The sequence below is a fragment of the Paraburkholderia sp. CNPSo 3274 genome, assembly GCF_024206475.1.
Taxonomy (GTDB): domain Bacteria; phylum Pseudomonadota; class Gammaproteobacteria; order Burkholderiales; family Burkholderiaceae; genus Paraburkholderia.
Window position 1 is genome coordinate 1 of sequence record NZ_JAMBPR010000110.1, and the last position, 17417, is coordinate 17417.

At 66.7% G+C, this 17417-nt stretch carries 15 protein-coding genes and 1 pseudogene; 8 read left to right on the plus strand and 8 right to left on the minus strand.

The genetic code is table 11. The annotated features are described in order from the left end of the window. Positions 1-144 precede the first annotated feature (144 nt). Positions 145-855 carry an SDR family NAD(P)-dependent oxidoreductase gene (locus M3I54_RS40050; protein WP_254345612.1) on the minus strand — a complete coding sequence of 237 codons (711 nt, stop codon included), beginning with the start codon at positions 853-855 and terminating at the stop codon, positions 145-147. Between the two features lie 123 nt (positions 856-978). Beyond that, a complete protein-coding gene (locus tag M3I54_RS40055) occupies positions 979-1896 on the minus strand; it encodes a sterol desaturase family protein (protein WP_254345613.1) in 918 nt (305 codons plus the stop codon). A 330-nt stretch (positions 1897-2226) separates the two neighbouring features. On the opposite strand from M3I54_RS40055, the gene M3I54_RS40060 reads away from it, so the two are divergent. The 5 genes from M3I54_RS40060 (at position 2227) to M3I54_RS40080 (ending at position 6696) form a co-directional block, all read left to right on the plus strand. Beyond that, a complete protein-coding gene (locus M3I54_RS40060) occupies positions 2227-3204 on the plus strand; it encodes a hypothetical protein (RefSeq protein ID WP_254345614.1) in 978 nt (325 codons plus the stop codon). A 102-nt stretch (positions 3205-3306) separates the two neighbouring features. Beyond that, entirely contained in the window at positions 3307-3612 is a 306-nt protein-coding gene (locus M3I54_RS40065; protein WP_254345615.1) for an EF-hand domain-containing protein, read from the plus strand. Between the two features lie 16 nt (positions 3613-3628). Next, positions 3629-4342 (plus strand): response regulator, encoded by a 714-nt coding sequence (locus M3I54_RS40070; RefSeq protein WP_254345616.1) that lies wholly within the window; start codon positions 3629-3631, stop codon positions 4340-4342. Beyond that, positions 4342-5739, plus strand: a complete 1398-nt coding sequence (locus M3I54_RS40075; protein WP_254345617.1) for an ATP-binding protein — start codon at positions 4342-4344, stop codon at positions 5737-5739. The genes M3I54_RS40070 and M3I54_RS40075 overlap by 1 nt, the downstream gene beginning before the upstream one ends. Positions 5740-5928: 189 nt before the next feature. Beyond that, positions 5929-6696, plus strand: a complete 768-nt coding sequence (locus M3I54_RS40080; RefSeq protein ID WP_254345618.1) for a DUF4410 domain-containing protein — start codon at positions 5929-5931, stop codon at positions 6694-6696. A gap of 78 nt (positions 6697-6774) precedes the next feature. On the opposite strand, the gene dld is transcribed toward M3I54_RS40080, so the two are convergent. The 5 genes from dld to M3I54_RS40105 all read right to left on the minus strand — a co-directional run bounded on the left by dld (position 6775) and on the right by M3I54_RS40105 (position 13821). After that, complete coding sequence (dld, locus tag M3I54_RS40085) at positions 6775-8499, minus strand: D-lactate dehydrogenase (protein WP_254345619.1); 1725 nt, start codon at positions 8497-8499, stop codon at positions 6775-6777. A 124-nt stretch (positions 8500-8623) separates the two neighbouring features. Continuing rightward, positions 8624-9523 carry a LysR family transcriptional regulator gene (locus tag M3I54_RS40090; RefSeq protein WP_254345620.1) on the minus strand — a complete coding sequence of 300 codons (900 nt, stop codon included), beginning with the start codon at positions 9521-9523 and terminating at the stop codon, positions 8624-8626. Between the two features lie 116 nt (positions 9524-9639). Further along, positions 9640-11184, minus strand: coding sequence for a hopanoid C-3 methylase HpnR (gene hpnR, locus M3I54_RS40095; RefSeq protein WP_254345621.1), 1545 nt, complete (start codon positions 11182-11184; stop codon positions 9640-9642). 91 nt (positions 11185-11275) lie between these two features. Then, complete coding sequence (locus M3I54_RS40100) at positions 11276-12766, minus strand: GntP family permease (RefSeq protein WP_254345622.1); 1491 nt, start codon at positions 12764-12766, stop codon at positions 11276-11278. Then, positions 12763-13821, minus strand: a complete 1059-nt coding sequence (locus M3I54_RS40105) for a patatin-like phospholipase family protein (RefSeq protein ID WP_254345623.1) — start codon at positions 13819-13821, stop codon at positions 12763-12765. The genes M3I54_RS40100 and M3I54_RS40105 overlap by 4 nt, the downstream gene beginning before the upstream one ends. Before the next feature lie 176 nt (positions 13822-13997). On the opposite strand from M3I54_RS40105, the pseudogene M3I54_RS40110 reads away from it, so the two are divergent. Both M3I54_RS40110 and M3I54_RS40115 read left to right on the plus strand, forming a co-directional pair. Continuing rightward, a pseudogene (locus tag M3I54_RS40110) lies at positions 13998-14615 on the plus strand (uracil-DNA glycosylase family protein); the annotation flags it as partial. A gap of 42 nt (positions 14616-14657) precedes the next feature. Continuing rightward, complete coding sequence (locus tag M3I54_RS40115; RefSeq protein WP_254345626.1) at positions 14658-15026, plus strand: DUF488 domain-containing protein; 369 nt, start codon at positions 14658-14660, stop codon at positions 15024-15026. A 33-nt stretch (positions 15027-15059) separates the two neighbouring features. Here M3I54_RS40115 and M3I54_RS40120 read toward each other — a convergent pair whose 3' ends face one another. Further along, on the minus strand, positions 15060-16382 hold the full coding sequence (locus tag M3I54_RS40120) for a TIGR00366 family protein (RefSeq protein ID WP_254345624.1): 1323 nt from the start codon (positions 16380-16382) through the stop codon (positions 15060-15062). Between the two features lie 291 nt (positions 16383-16673). Between M3I54_RS40120 and M3I54_RS40125 the strand changes: the two genes are divergently transcribed. Beyond that, the coding region (locus M3I54_RS40125; RefSeq protein WP_254345625.1) for an SH3 domain-containing protein at positions 16674-17417 on the plus strand (744 nt) is incomplete at its 3' end.

Here is a 17417-nt window from a genome sequence, read left to right on the forward strand (position 1 = left end):
GGCATGGAGGCGGTGGCGGCACGTGGCAAGGCGGCGGCGGTGGCATGGGGACCGGCGGCGGCCACGGGCACTAACAGATAAATCACGGCGGGGCCGCTCTGTTGAAACGGCCCCTGCGACGTGCGAGCAACCGCGGCGCCGCGCTTATACGCGCCCGCTCACGGGAATCAGCGCTCCCGTAATCGCCTGCGCGTCCTCGCCCAGCAAAAACGCGATCACCGTCGCGATCTCGCGCGGCTGTACCCAGCGCGTGAAATCGGCGTCTGGCATGTCGGCGCGGTTTTGCGGCGTGTCGATGATGCTAGGCAAAATCGCGTTCACCGTCACGCCCTTGTCCTTCAGCTCTTCCGCGAGTGCTTCCGTCAAGCGCGCCACGCCCGCCTTCGACGCCGAATACGCACCCGTGCCGAGCCCCGCCTTGAGTCCCGCGCCCGCGCCGATGTTGACCACACGTCCCGCGCCGCTCTGCACGAGATGAGGCAGCGCAGCCTTCGAGGCATTGAGCGCCGTCTTCACGTTCAAATCGAACATCAAATCCCACGTGCGCGCGTCGCCGTCGCCGACGGTCTCCCACCGGAACGCGCCCGCCACGTTGACGAGCGCGTCGAGCCCGCCCAGCTTCCCGTGCAACGCGCCGAACGCAGTCTGGGCCGCCTTCGCGTCGACGAGATCGACACCGCCCATGCACAGCGCGCCCGCGAGCGCGGCGGGCAACGCCGCTGTTTCGGGGGCCGCGCCCCGGCCGATCAGTGCCACGCGGGCGCCGCGTTCGGCCAGCAATTGCGCCGTCGCCAAACCCAGGCTGCCGAAGCCGCCCGTTACCGCGACCGCTTTGCCGTTCAAACCGTTTTCCATGCGCTTATTCCTCTCGTTGCATCACAAACCTGAATTCGATGCGGCGCGCGATCGATGCGGACACCGCTGGTGCCACGTTACGCGAGGCGCGGCCTTCCATCAACCCGCGCTCGGGCGTCCGTATCAGGCATCCGTGCGTACCGTGGCGAGCGCGCGCTGTTTGCGCAGGTTCTCCGTGGTGTCGCCGCCGCCGTCCGCGCGCCAGCCCGGCGGCAGGAAAACATAGCGCACGGCGGTCCAGATGTTCTGCGCCGTAACGACGTCGCGTGCGAGCGCCGCCCAGTGCTCCAGTTCGACGACGAACGGATTGCGCGAGCGCACGGGCGTCACGAGCCCGTAGCGGCAAGGCTCTTCGGCGCGTTCTTGCACATAGGTGCCGAACAGGCGGTCGAAAATGATCAGGACTCCGCCATAGTTCGCATCGAGGTAGTCGACGTTCGAAGCATGGTGCACGCGGTGGTTAGACGGCGTGTTGAACACGTACTCGAGCCAGCCAAGCTTCGGAATCCACGTGTTGTGCAGCCAGAACTGATAGAGCAGGTTAAGCGAGAGGATGGCGAGCACGACTTCGGGCCGCACGCCGAGCCACACGAGCGGCGCGAAGAACATGGCCGGGCCGGTGAGCTTGCCGGTCCACCCCAGCCGGTATGCGGACGAAAGCGTCAACTGGTTCGGCGAATGGTGCACGGCATGCGTGGCCCAGAAGAAGCGGATGCGATGCGACGCGCGGTGATACCAGTAATAGCAGAACTCCTGACCGATGAAGACCAGCAGCGCGAGCGCAATCGTGTCGATATTCAGCGTGAAGAGGCGATGCTCCCACGAGAAATCGAAGATCGGCGTGGCGAGCGAGAGCGGCAGGAGCGCGAAGAGCTTGCGGCCAGCGAGGTCGGCGAGCGAGAGCCAAACCTCAGACCAATCGAAAGCCGCCGCTCCCGCTGTTTCGCGGCGCATCCTGAAGGTAAGCACGCACGCCTCGATCAACGAGACGGCAACGACGAACAACGTGACATATAACGCGAGTTTTCCTGTGGTCAGCATGATGGATCGTGTGCAATAGGCGCGTCTTGCGCGGTGAAGAAAGACGCGTGTTGCACGCAGGAGTCTCGGCGTCGCGTCGGATGAAGGGCACTGTAGTGGCGCGCAGAGGGAAAAACCACGCGCAAAGTATGTCGAGATATGTCACCCGCCCGGCGCGCGAACACGCCGATACGCCCGCCTCGCCGCGCGCGCGGGGAGGTAGCGCCGGAGGCCTCGCGACGTGTAACACCGCGACATGGTTTATGACGCGACTTGAGCAGGTCACAGCCCTATAGTTCGTTCCGCCAACACGCCGCAGCGTGCCCCCGAAACGAACCGCAAGGACCTCTGATGAAAACGCTCCCCCTCGTCGTCGCCGCGCTCATCGGCTTCGCCAGCGCCCCCGCCTTCGCCGGCTGGTCCGGCCACGGCACGGCGTACACGCCGCACGGCACGTACAACGGCGCGCACTACGGTTCCTGCAGCGGCGGCACCTGCTCGCATGCGGGCGGCGTGGCCGGTCCCTGGGGCGGCGTCGCCACCAACAGCGGCTCCGTCACGCGCACCGCGCCGGGCCAGTTCAGCAACAGCGGCACGGCCTACGGCCCGAACGGCCGCTCGGTCCAGCATTCGGGCGATACGAGCTGCGCGGGCGGCACCTGCTCGCATACCGGTTCGCTCAACGGCTCCGATGGCCGCAGCGCGAGCACCTCGGGCAGCGTGACGCGCACGGCGCCGGGCCAGTACTCGTCGACGGGCACGGTCACGACCGGCAACGGCAACACCTACGGGCACTCGGCATCCACGGCCTGCGCGGGCAACACGTGCAATCGCTCGGGCACCGTCACCGGCACCCAGGGCGGCAGCGTCTACCACTCGGGCAGCGCCACGCGCGTCGGAACCGGCGTGGTGACCACGGGCGGCGGCACGACCGTCGTCCACGGCGGCACGGTGACCACCGGCGGCACGACAGTGGTGCATGGCACGGTTTCGACCGCCGGCACGGTCACGACCGCGGGCACGACGGTTGCCGTCGTGGGCGCCCCGGCGCCCGCGCCGGTCGTCGTCACGCCGCCGCCCAGCACCACGGTTTATGTCGCCCCGCCGCCGCCCGCCCCCAAGACGGTGGTCGTCGCGCCGGCACCTGCACCGCAGACGGTGTATGTCGCGCCTGCCGCACCGAGGGTCGTCTACGTAGCTCCGCCGGCGCCCAAGGTCGTCTACGTGGGCCAGCCGCTGCCGCGCGCCGTGTACATCGCGCCGCGCCCCGCCGTGTGGATTCCCGGCCACTGGGTCGGCCGCGTATGGGTGCCCGCCCACTGGGCCTGACCCCTCGCCGGCGGCTGCGGTTTCGCTTGATCCACAGCCGCCCGCCACTTTCGTTTTATCGACCGGCCGGCAAGCTACGTCGGCCACCTCACGGAGAACACCATGAAGAAGATGATCGCTGCCCTCGTTTTGTGTATCGTTTCAGCAGCGGTTTGCGTGCCGGCATCGGCTCAGGCCTTGCCAGGCGGCTCAGGCGACAGCGCCCGCGTCGAACGCATGATGGCGCAGCTGCAAGGGCGTTTCTCCGCCGCTAACACGACGCACGACGGCAAGCTCACGCGCGAACAGGCGCAGGCGGGCATGCCGATGGTCGCGCAGCACTTCGACGAAATTGACGCGCAAAAGGCCGGCTTCGTCACCCTCGCGCAGATCGAGGACTTCATGCGAGCGCGCGCAGCAGCCCGATGAACGCCGGAGGCGTCACATGGAGCAGGCAAACAGGATCATCGTGCTCGACGACGAAGCCGAACTGCGCAACATGCTGCAGCGCTTTCTCACGAGCCAGGGTTTCGAGGTGCGCGCCGTCGCCGACGGCAAGCGCCTCGACCGCCTGCTCCAGCGCGAGCCCTACGACCTCCTCGTGCTCGATCTCATGATGGAGCCCGAAGACGGCCTCACGGTATGCCGCCGTCTGCGCGCCGAAGGCCAGACGCTGCCGATCCTCATGCTCACCGCGAAGGGCGATGCCGCCGACAAGGTGATCGGCCTCGAGACCGGCGCCGACGACTACCTCGCCAAGCCGTTCCTTCCCGACGAGCTGGTCGCGCGCATTCGCGCACTGCTGCGCCGCCAGAAGATGGCCTCGGGCGAGCCCACGGTCACCTCGCAAATGCTGCGCTTCGGCGATTTTCAGTTCGACGTTGGCAAACAAACGCTCTACCGCGACGGCGCGCCCATCGAGGTCCACTCGGCGCAGATGCTGCTGCTTCATGCGCTCGGCTCCTCGCCGAACCGCGCCGTGAGCCGCGAGAATCTGCTCGCCCGCGCACGCGGGCGCGACCACAGCGCGCTCGACCGCAGCGTGGACGTGCAGATCCTGCGCCTGCGCCAGATCGTCGAGGACGATCCCGCCAGGCCGCGCTTCATCAAGACCGTCTGGGGCATCGGCTACATGCTGGTGGCCGGCGTCGAAGCGTAATGCGCTTGCGCCTGCCGCGTTCGCTGCTCTCGCGCAACATCGCGCTGCTGGTGGCGCTCGTCGCGCTCTCGCAGATCTGCTCGCTCGCCGTGCTGCTGCACTACGTGCAGCGCCCGCGCATCGAACGCGCCTCGATCATCTTCGCCGATTACGTCAAGCTGCTCGATACCACGCTCGCGTCCATGCCGCCCGATGAAGGGCGCGCGGCGGCCGCGCGGCTCGATGCGCACAATGCAGCGCCGCCGCAAGCGCCTGGCGGGACGCATCCGAGCCTCGTCGACTTTCTCCGCACCTGGCAGCGGGACGTGTTCGTCGAAGCGCTGCAGCGCCATCTGCCGCCCGACCTGCTGGTGCGCTGGGACGCGAGCCACGACCAGACCGAACCCGCAGCGGATGGCGAAGCCGCGCAGGAGCGCCTGTGGATCCGTCTTCACGCGGCGGGCGAACCGATATGGATCGCACTGCCGATGACCGCCGACGCGCGCGCGAGCGGCATCACTACGGCGTTGATCCTCTCCGCCGCGCTCGCGCTGCTCGCCGCGCTCACCGGCTACCTGTTGCAGCGCCACATCAACCGGCCGCTGCGCAAACTCGCGCGCGCGGCGCGGCGCGTGAGCGCCGGCGAAACGCCGCCGCCGCTGCCGACTAACGGTCCGACCGAAATCGCGCAAGTGAGCCGCGCCTTCAACCAGATGACCGAAGCGCTGAAGCAGGCCGAGGCCACACGCGCGCTGATGCTGGCCGGCGTCTCGCATGACATCCGCACGCCGCTCACGAAACTGCGCCTCGCGATCGCAATGGCCCTGCCGCGCGGCAGCAACGATGCGCTCGTGGCCTCGTCCGAGAGCTATCTGGACCAGATCGACACGATCCTCCAGCAGTTCATGGACTACGCAGGCAGCGGCGAGCGCGAAGCGCCGCAACCGGGCGACCTCAACGCGCTCGCGGGCCAGCTCGTTGCCGACTTCGCGGGGCTCGGCCATGATTTCGACTTTGAGGAAGGCGAGTTGCCGGTGTTCGCGTTCCGGCCCATCGCCGTTATGCGTCTGCTGATGAATCTCATGCAGAACGCCGTGAACTATGGACGCACAGGTCTGACGATTCGCACCTGGCGCGATGGCGACACCGCCTGCGTGATCGTGGCCGACCGCGGCAACGGCATGTGCGCCGAGGAACTGGAGCGCCTCAAATCGCCCTTCAGCCGCGGCGCGAACGCCCGTACGCATGCGGGCGGCTCGGGCCTCGGGCTTGCCATCGTCGAGCGGATCGCGCGGCTGCACGGCGGCTCGCTCACGTTCCGCGACCGCGAAGGCGGCGGCCTCGAAGCCGTCGTGCGCCTCCCGCTGAACCGTCCCTTATCGAGTCAGAACGGCGCGCCGCCGGCCGTGCGCGCATGACATGACTCGACATAATTTGCGCGTGGATTTCGTCCGCCCTTCCCCCCATACTTGCGCCTGAGCCTGAGCAACGGAGCGAAACAAACCGGAGCCCAGACGCCGAAGCACCATAGTCGATAGTTCGCCATCCTGAATGATTTGCGAGTATCGGCAGACACGAGACACTCTTTCAGGCAAAAGGACATCGACATGCAAACGATCATCAAATTCCTCGTCAACAAGGCCAAGCGCATCGCGGGCACCACGTTCCTCGCCGGCGCGCTCTTCGCGAGCGGCTGCGCATCGGCAGCGCCTGTCGTGCAGACGAACGGGCCGCTCCCGCAACTGCACGCCGACGTCGTCTACGTCTACACGTTCGACGCCGCCGCCGACCAGGTGAAGCTCGACAGCACCGGCATGCTGCACAAGCTCAAGACGATGACGAGCGGCGAGTCGTCGGCGCAGCAGCAACAGCAGGCCGCGCTGCAAACGCGCGAGCATCTCGCCGATCAACTCGTGAGCGAACTTCAGAAAATGGGCCTGCCCGCGGTGCGCATGGACGGTCCGGCACCGGCCGGCCGCAACGCGCTGATCGTGGAAGGCCGCATCGACACGATGGACGCGGGCAGCAGCCGTCGCCGCATGCTGATCGGCCTGGGCGCGGGCAAGAGCGAAGTGGGCGCGACGATCGCGGTGCTGTTCCAGCCCGCCAACGGCGGCGAACCGCAACCGCTCCTGAGCTTCGAAACGAAAGCGGATAGCGGCCATATGCCCGGCATGGCCGAAACGGCGGGCGTGGGCGCGGCGGCTGGCCATGTCGCGACGGCGGCAGTGGTGGGCGGCGGTCTGCACGGCGCCTCGGAGGCGAAGCGCGACACGCTCTCTTCGGATGCCGGCAAGCTGGCCCGCTCGATCGCGAAAGAAGTCGCGCAAATCAGCACGCAGAACGGCTGGATGGCAACGACGACGAAGAGCTGATACGGGGGAAGCGCGCAGCGCAGCGCGAGGGTTCGTGCCCTTTGCGGCGACGGTTCGATACCGCCGCCGTCTTTTTGTTTACCGGGCCTGCGGCTCACGATAGCGCGCGAACTTCGACGTATGGCCGATACCCGGATTGAAGCAGTTGCAAGGATCGAGCGTTTCGTAAAACGACTTCAGCGCAGGCTTCGCATCGTAGAGGTGGCCAACATTGTGCTCAGCGGGATATTCGGCGCCGCGCGCGTCGAGCAGCTTCCACATCTCGTGTTCCAGCGCGAGGCAATCATTGCCCTTGCGTACGATGTAGTCCTGATGAAACACATGGCAAAGGAAGTGCCCGTAATAGAGCTTGATCGCGATGGGCTTCTCCACCGTCTCGGGCAGTTGCTCGAACCAGTCGCGATCGTTGCGGCGAAGCGCGATATCGAGCGCGACGATATCCTCCACTTCGTCGCCATGCACGGCGCGATAGCGCACCGCAGCGCCCGCCGCCGCGAAACGATGGAGAAACGCCTTGCTGCCCTCTTCTTCGGTACATTCGAAAAAGTCGCCGCCCGCCACGCCGAAAAACGTGTTCAGGTAAGCACGCGTTTCGTCCACCATATCGGCCGATACCTTGAGCATCAAATGATGTTCGTAGCGCTGCCTGTAGTCCTTGAGCCGCGCGGGCAGATGGCCCGGAAAGCACCGGCTCACGGCCTGCGCCACGCGGTCGGTGAAATGCGCGGGAAAGAACGGCAGCCGCTCGAAAAACGCGTCGCAGCGGCTCTTGAAGGCGAACAGCGCGGGCAGCCGCTGCGTGCCGAGATGCTCGATCAAGAGGAACATGTCCTTGCCGTAGCACTCGGCAATATCGAAGGCGTCTCGATGCAGGTATTCGCCCGCGATAGGCAGCTTCGAGAACTTGCCGAGTATGTCGCGGCGCAGGTCGGACAACTCGGCCGTCTCGTTCGTGCCGATGTAGAACACCTTCGCGCCCCGCTCGATGGGAAACGTGTCGAGCCGCACCGCGAACACCATGACCTTGCCCGCCGAACCCGCCGCTTCGTGCAAACGAAGCGGGTCGGCGTTGTAGCGCGCAGGCGTGTCCGCCTCGATGTCGCGCACGTGATCCGCGTAACGGTGGTCGGAAGCCGCGCCCGCGTCGTGGAGGATATCGGCCTCGGGCAACTCGCCGCGATCGAGGCGGCCAAGCACCGCTTCCGGCGTCTCGCCAAGCCGGATGCCGAGATGATTCACGAGCGTAAGACGCCCCGCTGCATCGACCTGCGCAAACACGGTCATTTCCGTATAGGCCGGGCCGCGCCGCACGAGCGAGCCGCCCGAGTTGTTGCACACGCCGCCGACGACAGAAGCGCCCAGGCATGAGGAGCCAATGACCGAATGCGGCTCGCGCCCGAGCGGCTTGAGCGTCTGCTCCAGCTGATCGAGCGTCGAGCCCGGCAGGCAGACCACCTGCTTGCCGCCGTCGATCACATAGACCTTGCGCATGCGCGTCATGCTCACGATCACGACCTCGCGGTCGTAGTCGTCGCCGTCGGGCGTGGAGCCGCCCGTGAGGCCCGTGTTCGTTGCCTGCGAGATGACGATCGCATTCGCGGCCACGCACGCCTGCAGCACCCGCCACTGCTCGATGAGCGTGCCGGGCCGCACGACCGCCGCCACCTTCCCTTCGCCGAAGCGAAAGCCCTTGCGGTAGCGCCGCGTGGCTTCGTCGCCGGTCAGCACGTGCTGGCGGCCGACGACGGCTCGCAACGACGCGACAAGCGGCTCGCGCCCGGCGCTCCGGTTCGTGGTGGACATGCGAACGGCTCCTGCAGAAAACGATGATCGCGGAAGGATAGAACCCGCTATCCATTACGTCCAATATCGCGACCACGCACAATCAAGACGAAAAAGATATGGATCGACCTTTGGAACCGGAGAGTCAGCCCTGCGGCGCATGCCGCGCCGCATCGCGCACGATGCGCACGAAGTTCTGCACCGTGGGTGCCTTGTCGCGCGGACGGTGCACGAGCGCGATGGTCGTGTGCAGCGTGCCGCCCTTGAGATCGTGGTACGTCACGCCCTTGGCCTGGATCTGGCGCATCGAAGAAGGAATGAGCGTGACGCCGAAGCCCGCCGCCGCCATGTTGACCGTCGAGGAAATCTGCGGCGACTCCATGCTGATCACGGGATTGAAGCCCGCCGCGTGGCACGCGCTGATGATCGAGTCGTAGAGATCGGGGCCGATCGGGCGTGGAAACAGGATGAGCGGGTCGCCCGCGAGATCGCCGAGATCGAGGCTGCGGCGGCGCGCGAAGCGATGGCGCGGCGGCAGCACGGCAAGTACGTCCTCTTCCACGAGCGCCTGCGTGGCGAGGCCGCGGCAATCGAGCGGCAGGCGCACGAAGGCGGCATCCACCTTCGCTTCGCTCACGCGTTCCAGCAGCACCGAGCTGTTGCTCTCCTCGCACCCGATCACGACACCGGGATACGCGCTGCGAAAGCGTTGCAGCACGGTCGCAACGAGCGGATGAAACACCGTGGAACCCGCGAAGCCGAGCACGAGCCTCCCGCTCTCGCCGCGTCCCGCGTTTTGTGCCTCCGCGAGCGCCAGATCCGCGTCGTCGATGATGCGTTGCGCGCGCTCCCGAAAGAGCCGCCCCGCCTCGGTCAGCTCCACGCGCCGCGAGTGGCGAATGAAGAGCCGCGTACCGATCTCCTTTTCGAGCTTGAGGATCTGCTGGCTGAGTGGCGGCTGCGCAATGCCGAGAAAGGCTGCCGCCTCGCTGAAATGCAGATACTGCGCGACGGCGAGAAAGTAGCGTAGTTGCCGGAATTCCATATCTTTTTCGTCTTGATGCAACCGGTGGATTGTGAACCCGCTACGCGCGCGCGTCCAACCCCCACCGCAGGACGCGTGCGCAACCGGTATGCATCGTGACGGCGCAGGCCAAACAATCAGCCGAGACCCACCCGCGTCTCGTCGACGAACTTCTCCGTGGCGTCGTCGATCTTGCGGCCCTTGCGGCCGCTGGGACCATGAATGTAGATGGTTTTCATATCGACCTGCGGCGCGCCGCTCATGCCGGGCGGCGGCGTCATCTCGTAGTGGACGTCGCGCGCGTGGTCGGCCATCTGCAGGCGCGGATCGAACACCGAGTTGAAGCGCCACAGCATGCGCACGAAATTGGTCTGGCCGTGCAACAGCAGATGCGTGGCCTGCCCCGCCGCGCCACGCAGCGCGGTCCAGCCCATGTGCTTGCGATTGAGCACCTGCTGCGTGCGCACGAGTTCCGCGTAGAACTCGGGCAGCGGAAGCTTCGTCGGCACGACGGCGTGCTGGATGTCGTAAAGACGATAGTCGAGGCTCGTGAGACGCCGCGCCTCACGCTGCCAGTTCTCCGTGCCCGGATACGGCGTATTCACGCTGATATTGACGATCTCGGGAATCTCCAGGCACCACTGGCGGATCGTCTCGAAGCGTTCGCGGTCCCAGTCCGGATCGGCAATCAGATTGACCGCGACGGTAATCCCCAACGAACGCGCGAACTCGAGCGCCTCGAAATTCCGGTCGAGGCTGATCCGTTTGCGAAACGCCTTGAGCCCCTCCTCGTCGATCGCCTCCAGACCGAGGAACATGTACTTCAGGCCAATGGACTTCCACAGGCGGAACACGTCCTTGTTGCGCAGAAGCACGTCGCCACGCGTTTCCAGGTAGTAGTGCTTGTCGATGCCACGCCGCTTGATCGCCTCGCCGATCGCCATGCCGTGTTCGGCGTGCACGAACGCCACATCGTCGACGATGAACACGCCCGGCTCGCGCAGTGCCGCCAGTTCGTCCACGACGACTTCGGGGCTACGCGTGCGGTAGCTGCGTCCGTAAAACGTCCAGGCGCTGCAGAACGTGCAGTCCCACGGGCAGCCACGCGCGAATTCGATGGAGGCGCAAGGATCGAGCGTGCCGATGAAATACTTGCGGCGATGGCGCAGCAGGTCGCGCGCGGGCCGCACAGGATCGAGATTCTCGACGAAGCGTGGCGGCGGCCCCGATCCGCGGCTCGTCACGACGCCGGGCACCGCGAGCAGCTCGGCACCGCGCGACACCGCTTCGAGCAGTTCGTTGACCGAAGCTTCGCCCTCGCCGCGCAGCACGCAATCGATCGCGCCTTCGGCATGGCGCAGCAGATCGTGCGCGGTGAACGATACGCTGTGGCCCCCCACGAATACGAAACACGAGGGAAGCGAGGCCTTCACCGCCTTCGACAGGTCGATGATCTCGGGAATGTTGGCCAGATAGTTGCCCGAAAAGCAGAGCGCCTCGGGCTGCCAGTCGCGCACCATGCGCATGAGGTCGCGGTGTGTCTCGACCTGCAGATCGAGGAGGCGCACGTCATGGCCCGCCTCGCGCGCCGTGCCGGCCACGGATTCGAGTCCTAGTGGCTCGAGCCGCAGGAACACGCGCGTGTACATCAGTCCGCTCGGGTGGACAGCAAGCAATTTCATGAAGGCTCCTTGCGAAGGGCCGCTGCTTCGCGAGAGTCTACGCGCGTTGGCGGATCGCTGCCCCGCGGCGTGTCTCGCGCAGGAACAACATTCAGAAACTGCCGAACAGCGACCCGAGCACGATCACCACGGCCAGCGCGATGAGCGCGCCGACAATGCTCACCACCACGAGGTCGCGGTAGCTTTCGCGATGCGTCGAGCCACACACGGCCAGCAGCGTGACCACGGCGCCGTTGTGCGGCAGGCTGTCGAGCGTACCCGACGACATCACGGCCACGCGGTGCAGCAACGCGGGATTGATGCCATGCTGGGCGGCGAGCTGCATGTAGGTGCCGCCGAGCGCGTCGAGCGCGATGGTCAACCCGCCCGACGCCGAGCCCGTCAGCCCGGCGAGCAGGTTCGTAGCCACGGCGAGCGATACGAGCGGGCCGCCGCCGATGCCGAGCACCCAGTCGCGCACGGCCTCGAACGCGGGCAATGCGGCGATCACGGCGCCGTAGCCCACGAGGCTGCCCACGCTCAGCACCGGCAACACCGACGCGTTGGCGCCCGCATCGACGCTTTCGCGCAGCGCGGCGAGCCGCCCGCGATTCAACGCCACCAGCACGATAATGCCGAGCGCGAGCGCCACTGAGACACCCCACACGCCCGCCACCGCTGAAAGCGTGGTCGAACCCCAGCGCGGTTCGGCGAGATACGAGGCGTCGATGCGCGGGAACACCACGACGTTCATCACGAAGTTCATCGCCACGACAACCACGAGCGGCGCGAGCGCGGCGAAGGGCGACGGCGGTCCGGCATGGTCCGATGGTGCCGCGCCGTTGCCGATCTCGGCGGGATCGAAGGCTTGGGCGAGGCTCGCGCGCTCGCGCACGAGCGAGGACTTGCCGCGCTCTTCGTCATCGGCGCCGCCGTTGTCAGGCTCGACGAAGCCCTCGCCGTTGCGCCGCGCCGCCGCCGCTGCGCGCCCGAGCCACCAGAGGCCGAAGCCCGCCATCACGAGGCTTGCGATCACGCCGAGGCCCGGCGCCGCGAACGGCGTCGTGCCAAAGAACGGCATGGGAATGGCGTTTTGCAACGCGGGCGTGCCGGGCAGCGCCGACATCGTGAAGGTCGCCGTGCCGAGCATGATCGTAGCGGGCATCAGGCGGCGCGGGAGATCGGCGGAGCGAAACAGTGCCTGCGCCATGGGGGCGAGCACGAAGAACGCGACGAACAAGCTCACGCCGCCATAGGTGACGAGCGCGCCGCCCAACACCACGGCCACGAGCGCGTGGCGCGTGCCGAGCTTGTCGATCATGAGGCGCGCCACGGCGTCCACCGAGCCGCTGTCTTCCATCAGCTTGCCGAACAGCGAGCCGAGCAGGAAGAGCGGAAAGAACTGGGCGAGAAATCGGCCCGTGCTCGACATGAATGTTTGCGTCCAATGCGCGAGCGCCGGCTCGCCGGAAATGAGCGCGGCCAGCATCGCGCACAGCGGCGCGAGCAACAGCACGCTCCAGCCGCGATACGCGAGCCAGATCAGGAGCGCAAGACTCGCGAGCATGCCTCCGAGGCCGATAACGAGCGTGCCCGCACTCATTGCAGTACCCCTTCGAGTAGCGCTTCGAAATCGAAGGTGGACGCCTCGCCGAGCTGCGCACCGTGCTGTGCGAGGAATTCATCGGCGGCGCGGCGGCCTTCGTCGCGCAGCATCGTGATGAACGACCACTCGGCGTTGAGCTTCGACGACGAGCCCAGCGTGACGAGCTTCGCGCTATGCACGCGATGTAGGCGCATATCCGCCCAGCGGCGGCCCTCCTCGCTGCCCGCGTCGGCGACCTTGTGCAGCAGAGCCATCATGCGCAGTTCCTTGATGAGCGGGGAATTGAACGCGATCTCGTTCACGCGGTTGATGATGTCGCGCGCCGAGCGCGGCGTGCCCGCGCGCTCCACGGGATTCACCTGCACGAGGATCGTATCGATCGAATCGGTCTCGCGAATCAGCGGCGTAATGGTGGGATTGCCCGCGTAACCGCCGTCCCAGTAGGCTTCGCCGTCTATCTCGACGGCCTGAAAGAGCGTGGGCAGGCAGGCCGAGGCGAGCAGCGCGTCGGGTGTGAGGTCGGCGTTGCGGAACACGCGCGCCTGGCCGTTGGAGACGCGCGTGGCAGTGACGAAGAGCTTGATGCGCGAGTGGCGCAACGCCTCGAAGTCGATGGTGTCGGCGAGGATCGTGCCCAATGGGTTCACGCGGCCCGGATTGAGATCGTACGGGGAGACGATGCGCGCCATCATGTCGAGCGCGACGAACAAGGGCGAATGGTCGAGCGTCCAGCGGCCGAGCAGGATGTCGATGGGGCCGCGCCGGAACGGGCTGAAGCGCGCGGCGTCGGACACGCGGCGCCAGAAGCGCTCGAGCGCCTCGCGCGCGCCGGCCGCGCCATCGCGCGCATGGCCGCTAGCGAGCACGGCGGCGTTCATCGCGCCCGCCGAGGTGCCCGAAATGCCTTCGATCTGCAGCCAGGGCTCCTCGAGCAGGCGGTCGAGGACGCCCCATGTGTATGCGCCATGGGAGCCGCCGCCTTGCAGCGCGAGATCGACGAGCAAGGGCTCAGTGCGGGTCGTGCGGGTTGACGTCTCGGCTTCGGCAGGCATTGCGGCTCCGTTCCAGATCGACCACAGCCGAGACTACAGGAAAAGCGTAAATGGCCGCACGAGAATGACGCAGCGCGCAATGTGGTTCGGCCGCGCTTGAATCGTCACGAATCGGGCGGCGGCGTGGCACGGGCGTTTGGTAGACTGAATCTCCCGCCACGCTTTCCCGCCTTGCCGTGTCGAATGTCCATCCGCTTCGCGGGCCGCTTTCGCTATCGGGCCCGCTTCCCGCGCTCCTCGCCGAAATCCGCGCCTGCCATGCCTGCGCCGACGCGCTGCCGCTCGGGCCGCGCCCTGTGCTTCAGGCGAGCGATACGGCGAGCCTGCTGATCGTCGGCCAGGCGCCGGGCGCGAAGGTCCACGCCTCGGGCGTGCCGTGGGACGACGCAAGCGGCAAACGGCTGCGCACGTGGCTCGGCATCGACAGCGAAACGTTCTACGACGCCGCCCAGGTCGCTCTGGTTCCGATGGGCTTTTGCTACCCCGGCCGCGGCGGCGGCGGCGATAACCCGCCGCGCCCGGAATGCGCCCCGCTATGGCACGCGCGGCTCCTCAAGCAGTTGCGCGGGGTGCGCCTGACCCTGCTCGTCGGCCAGTATGCCCAGCGTTATTTTCTGGGCAGCGCGCGCAAGGGTTCACTCACCGACACGGTGGCTGCCTGGCGCGACTATGCACCCAATTTCGTGCCCCTGCCGCATCCGTCGCCACGCAACCAGGCATGGTTCAAGCGCCACCCGTGGTTTGAACTCGACGTGCTGCCCACGCTGCAGGAGCGTGTAAGAGCGTTGTTGGCACTCGAGGGCCGCGACGCGCAAGCCACTAAAAAGGAGCCGACGATGACGAAACCGGCAATCGATATCCAGCGTGTCTACGAACCGCTGCCCGAGCACGGACACCACTGCTATCTGGTGGACCGGCTTTGGCCACGCGGCCTGAGCAAGGAAAAACTCGCGAACGTGGAATGGCTGAAGGAGGTGGCGCCGAGCACCGAACTGCGCCAATGGTTCCACAAGGACCCGGAGCAGTGGGCCGAATTCAAGAAGCGCTATCTGGCCGAGCTGAACGCCAATCCCGACGCCTGGCAGCCGCTCGCCGAAGCGGCCGGGAACGGGCACATCACCCTGCTCTATGGCTCCCACGACAAGGAGCGCAATCACGCGATCGTGCTGCGCGACTATCTGGCGAAGCACGCGGAGCACAAATGAGCGGACGGCGCGCGGGCGCCGCCCGTTTCACGCTCAGAAGAGATACATTCCCGCGACGAATACCACGCCCGAAAACAGCAACGTGGTCACGCAGTAACCCATGATGTCGCGCACGCCGAGGCCAGCGATCGCGAGTGCGGGCAGTGCCCAGAACGGCTGCGCCATGTTGGTCCACGCTTCGCCGTAAGCGATCGCCATCGCCGACTTGCCGAGGTCCGCGCCCAGCGCCTGCGCCGCCGGCATCACGAACGGCCCCTGCACGACCCAATGGCCGCCGCCCGAAGGCACCGCGAAGTTGATCACCGCCGAGCTGAGAAACACGAGCAGCGGAAACGTGTGCACGTTCGCGATATCGACGAACCACTTCGTGATGACGCCCGCAAGACCCGAGTGGTCCATGAGCGCCTGAATGCCCGCGTAGAACGGGAACTGGATCATGATGCCCGAGGCGCCCTTCGCGGCGCCGGCCACGGCGCGCGCGTAGGCCATCGGCGTTTTGTGCAGCACGAGGCCCGCCGCGAGGAACACGAGGTTCACGGTGTCGATGTCGAGCGCGAAGCCCTTCGTGTGAATGCGCACGCCCAGGAAGACGAAGCAAAGCGCCGCCACTAGCAACGAGAGCCCGCGGCTTTCCTCGATGCGCTCGGCGAAGGTCGCGTCCGGGCCGAGCTTGCGCTCAACGCTCGGCGGATCTTCGAGCAGCGCGGGGTCGACCGAGACGACATCGTCGGGCTTCGGCATCATGAGACGCACGAGTATCGGCAGCAGCACGATCAGTCCGATCGTGATGAACGCGTTATAGCCCGTGAAGATGGTCTGCGAGACCGGGATCAGGCCGACGGCCTTTTCCATGGGGTTGCCCTTCGTGGCCGCGACGAGCGGCACCGAGCCGGAAAGGCCGCCGTGCCACGTGAGAAAGCCCATGTACGCGGCGGCAACGAGCAGCCGGTAGTCCGCGCCGCGGACTCGCCGCGCCACTTCGCGCGAGAACATCGCGCCGAGCACGAGGCCGAAGCCCCAGTTGATCGCGCAGGCAATCGCACCCACGAATGCAACCAGCATCACGCCCTGGCCCGGCGTGCGCGCGCAACTCGCCAGCGCAACCAGCATGCGTTTGACCGGGCCGGAGCTGGCGAGTGCGTGGCCGGTCACGAGAATCAGGACCATCTGCATCGCGAACGCGAGCAGGTTCCAGAAGCCCGAACCCCACATCAAGACGAGCGCTTCGGGTGGCTGCGGCGTGAGCGCGAACGCCAGCACGAAGGTCACGACGGTGAGGAGAATGGCGAAGATGAGCGGATCCGGCAAGATCCGATGCACTACGCCGGTAAAGAACTGGGAAATACGCTGAATCACGGTGGTCTGCTCCTCGTCTGCTGATACGGAATCGGCCGCTCGTTTTCTTCTTTGCGAACCGAGGCCGCGATTTTTGCACAGCGCGACACAACGCGTGCGCCTCGCCGGCAATTCGCCGAACGCACGCCGAACGCACGCCGAACGCACGCCGAACGCCGCGCCTGACCAGAGATTGTGCGCCCGGACGAAATGAGCCGTTACATGCTCAAACGCGACCTAAAAGCCTTATCTGTTACCGTTAAGGCAGCTATCTCAATAGATGTCCGGGTGGTTCCACCAGCGGAGGCAGGAATGCGCAAGCAGTTTCTCGGTGTCGTGCTCGCCGCGCTAGCCGGCGTATTCGTGGCTTCGCCGCCCGCGCACGCCCAGTCGCAGGCATTCACGAATCAGACCGTCAATATCTACGCAGGACCCGCAGCCGACTTTCCTATCGTCGCCCAGATTCCGGGTGGCGTGGCAGTGACGGTATGGGGCTGCGTCGCGGGCTTTAGCTGGTGCGACATCGGCTTTCCGGGCCTGCGAGGCTGGGTCTACGGCACCTTCATCAGCTATCCATGGCAAGGACAGCGCGTGCCGGTGATGAGCTATGGCCCGCGAATCGGTCTTCCCGTCGTGGCGTTCTCCCTCGGCGCGTATTGGGGCCTTCACTACCGCGACCGGCCGTGGTACTCCAATCAATCGCGCTGGGCGCGCCATCCAGGGCCACGACCCTTGCCGCCGCCGCCCGTGCGGCCGCGTCCGCCCGCCAGTCGTCCGCCCAGCGGCGCACGGCCGCCTGGCCAGGGCGGCGGGAATCGTCCACCCAACAACAACGCCGGACAGGGAAACCGGCCACCCGGCGCGGGCCCCGGCAATAACAACGCGCGACCGCCCGGACAAGGGAATGCCCGACCGCCTGGCCAAGGAAATGCCCGGCCGCCCGGCCAAGGCGGCGGCCGGCCGCAGGGGCAAGGCGGCGGGCGACCGTCCGGCGGCGGGAGTAATCGACCGCAGGGCGGCGGTGGTGGCGGGCCTGGTGGAGGTGGCGGCCCTGGT

Bases quoted from the DNA above. Each gene is read 5' to 3' on its own strand.
- M3I54_RS40080 (WP_254345618.1), top strand. From the start codon at position 5,929: ATGCAAACGATCATCAAATTCCTCGTCAACAAGGCCAAGCGCATCGCG.
- M3I54_RS40070 (WP_254345616.1), top strand. From the start codon at position 3,629: ATGGAGCAGGCAAACAGGATCATCGTGCTCGACGACGAAGCCGAACTG.
- hpnR (WP_254345621.1), bottom strand. From the start codon at position 11,184: ATGAAATTGCTTGCTGTCCACCCGAGCGGACTGATGTACACGCGCGTG.
- M3I54_RS40060 (WP_254345614.1), top strand. From the start codon at position 2,227: ATGAAAACGCTCCCCCTCGTCGTCGCCGCGCTCATCGGCTTCGCCAGC.
- M3I54_RS40050 (WP_254345612.1), bottom strand. From the start codon at position 855: ATGGAAAACGGTTTGAACGGCAAAGCGGTCGCGGTAACGGGCGGCTTC.
- M3I54_RS40075 (WP_254345617.1), top strand. From the start codon at position 4,342: ATGCGCTTGCGCCTGCCGCGTTCGCTGCTCTCGCGCAACATCGCGCTG.
- M3I54_RS40105 (WP_254345623.1), bottom strand. From the start codon at position 13,821: ATGCCTGCCGAAGCCGAGACGTCAACCCGCACGACCCGCACTGAGCCC.
- M3I54_RS40055 (WP_254345613.1), bottom strand. From the start codon at position 1,896: ATGCTGACCACAGGAAAACTCGCGTTATATGTCACGTTGTTCGTCGTT.
- M3I54_RS40090 (WP_254345620.1), bottom strand. From the start codon at position 9,523: ATGGAATTCCGGCAACTACGCTACTTTCTCGCCGTCGCGCAGTATCTG.
- M3I54_RS40100 (WP_254345622.1), bottom strand. From the start codon at position 12,766: ATGAGTGCGGGCACGCTCGTTATCGGCCTCGGAGGCATGCTCGCGAGT.
- dld (WP_254345619.1), bottom strand. From the start codon at position 8,499: ATGTCCACCACGAACCGGAGCGCCGGGCGCGAGCCGCTTGTCGCGTCG.
- M3I54_RS40065 (WP_254345615.1), top strand. From the start codon at position 3,307: ATGAAGAAGATGATCGCTGCCCTCGTTTTGTGTATCGTTTCAGCAGCG.
- M3I54_RS40115 (WP_254345626.1), top strand. From the start codon at position 14,658: ATGACGAAACCGGCAATCGATATCCAGCGTGTCTACGAACCGCTGCCC.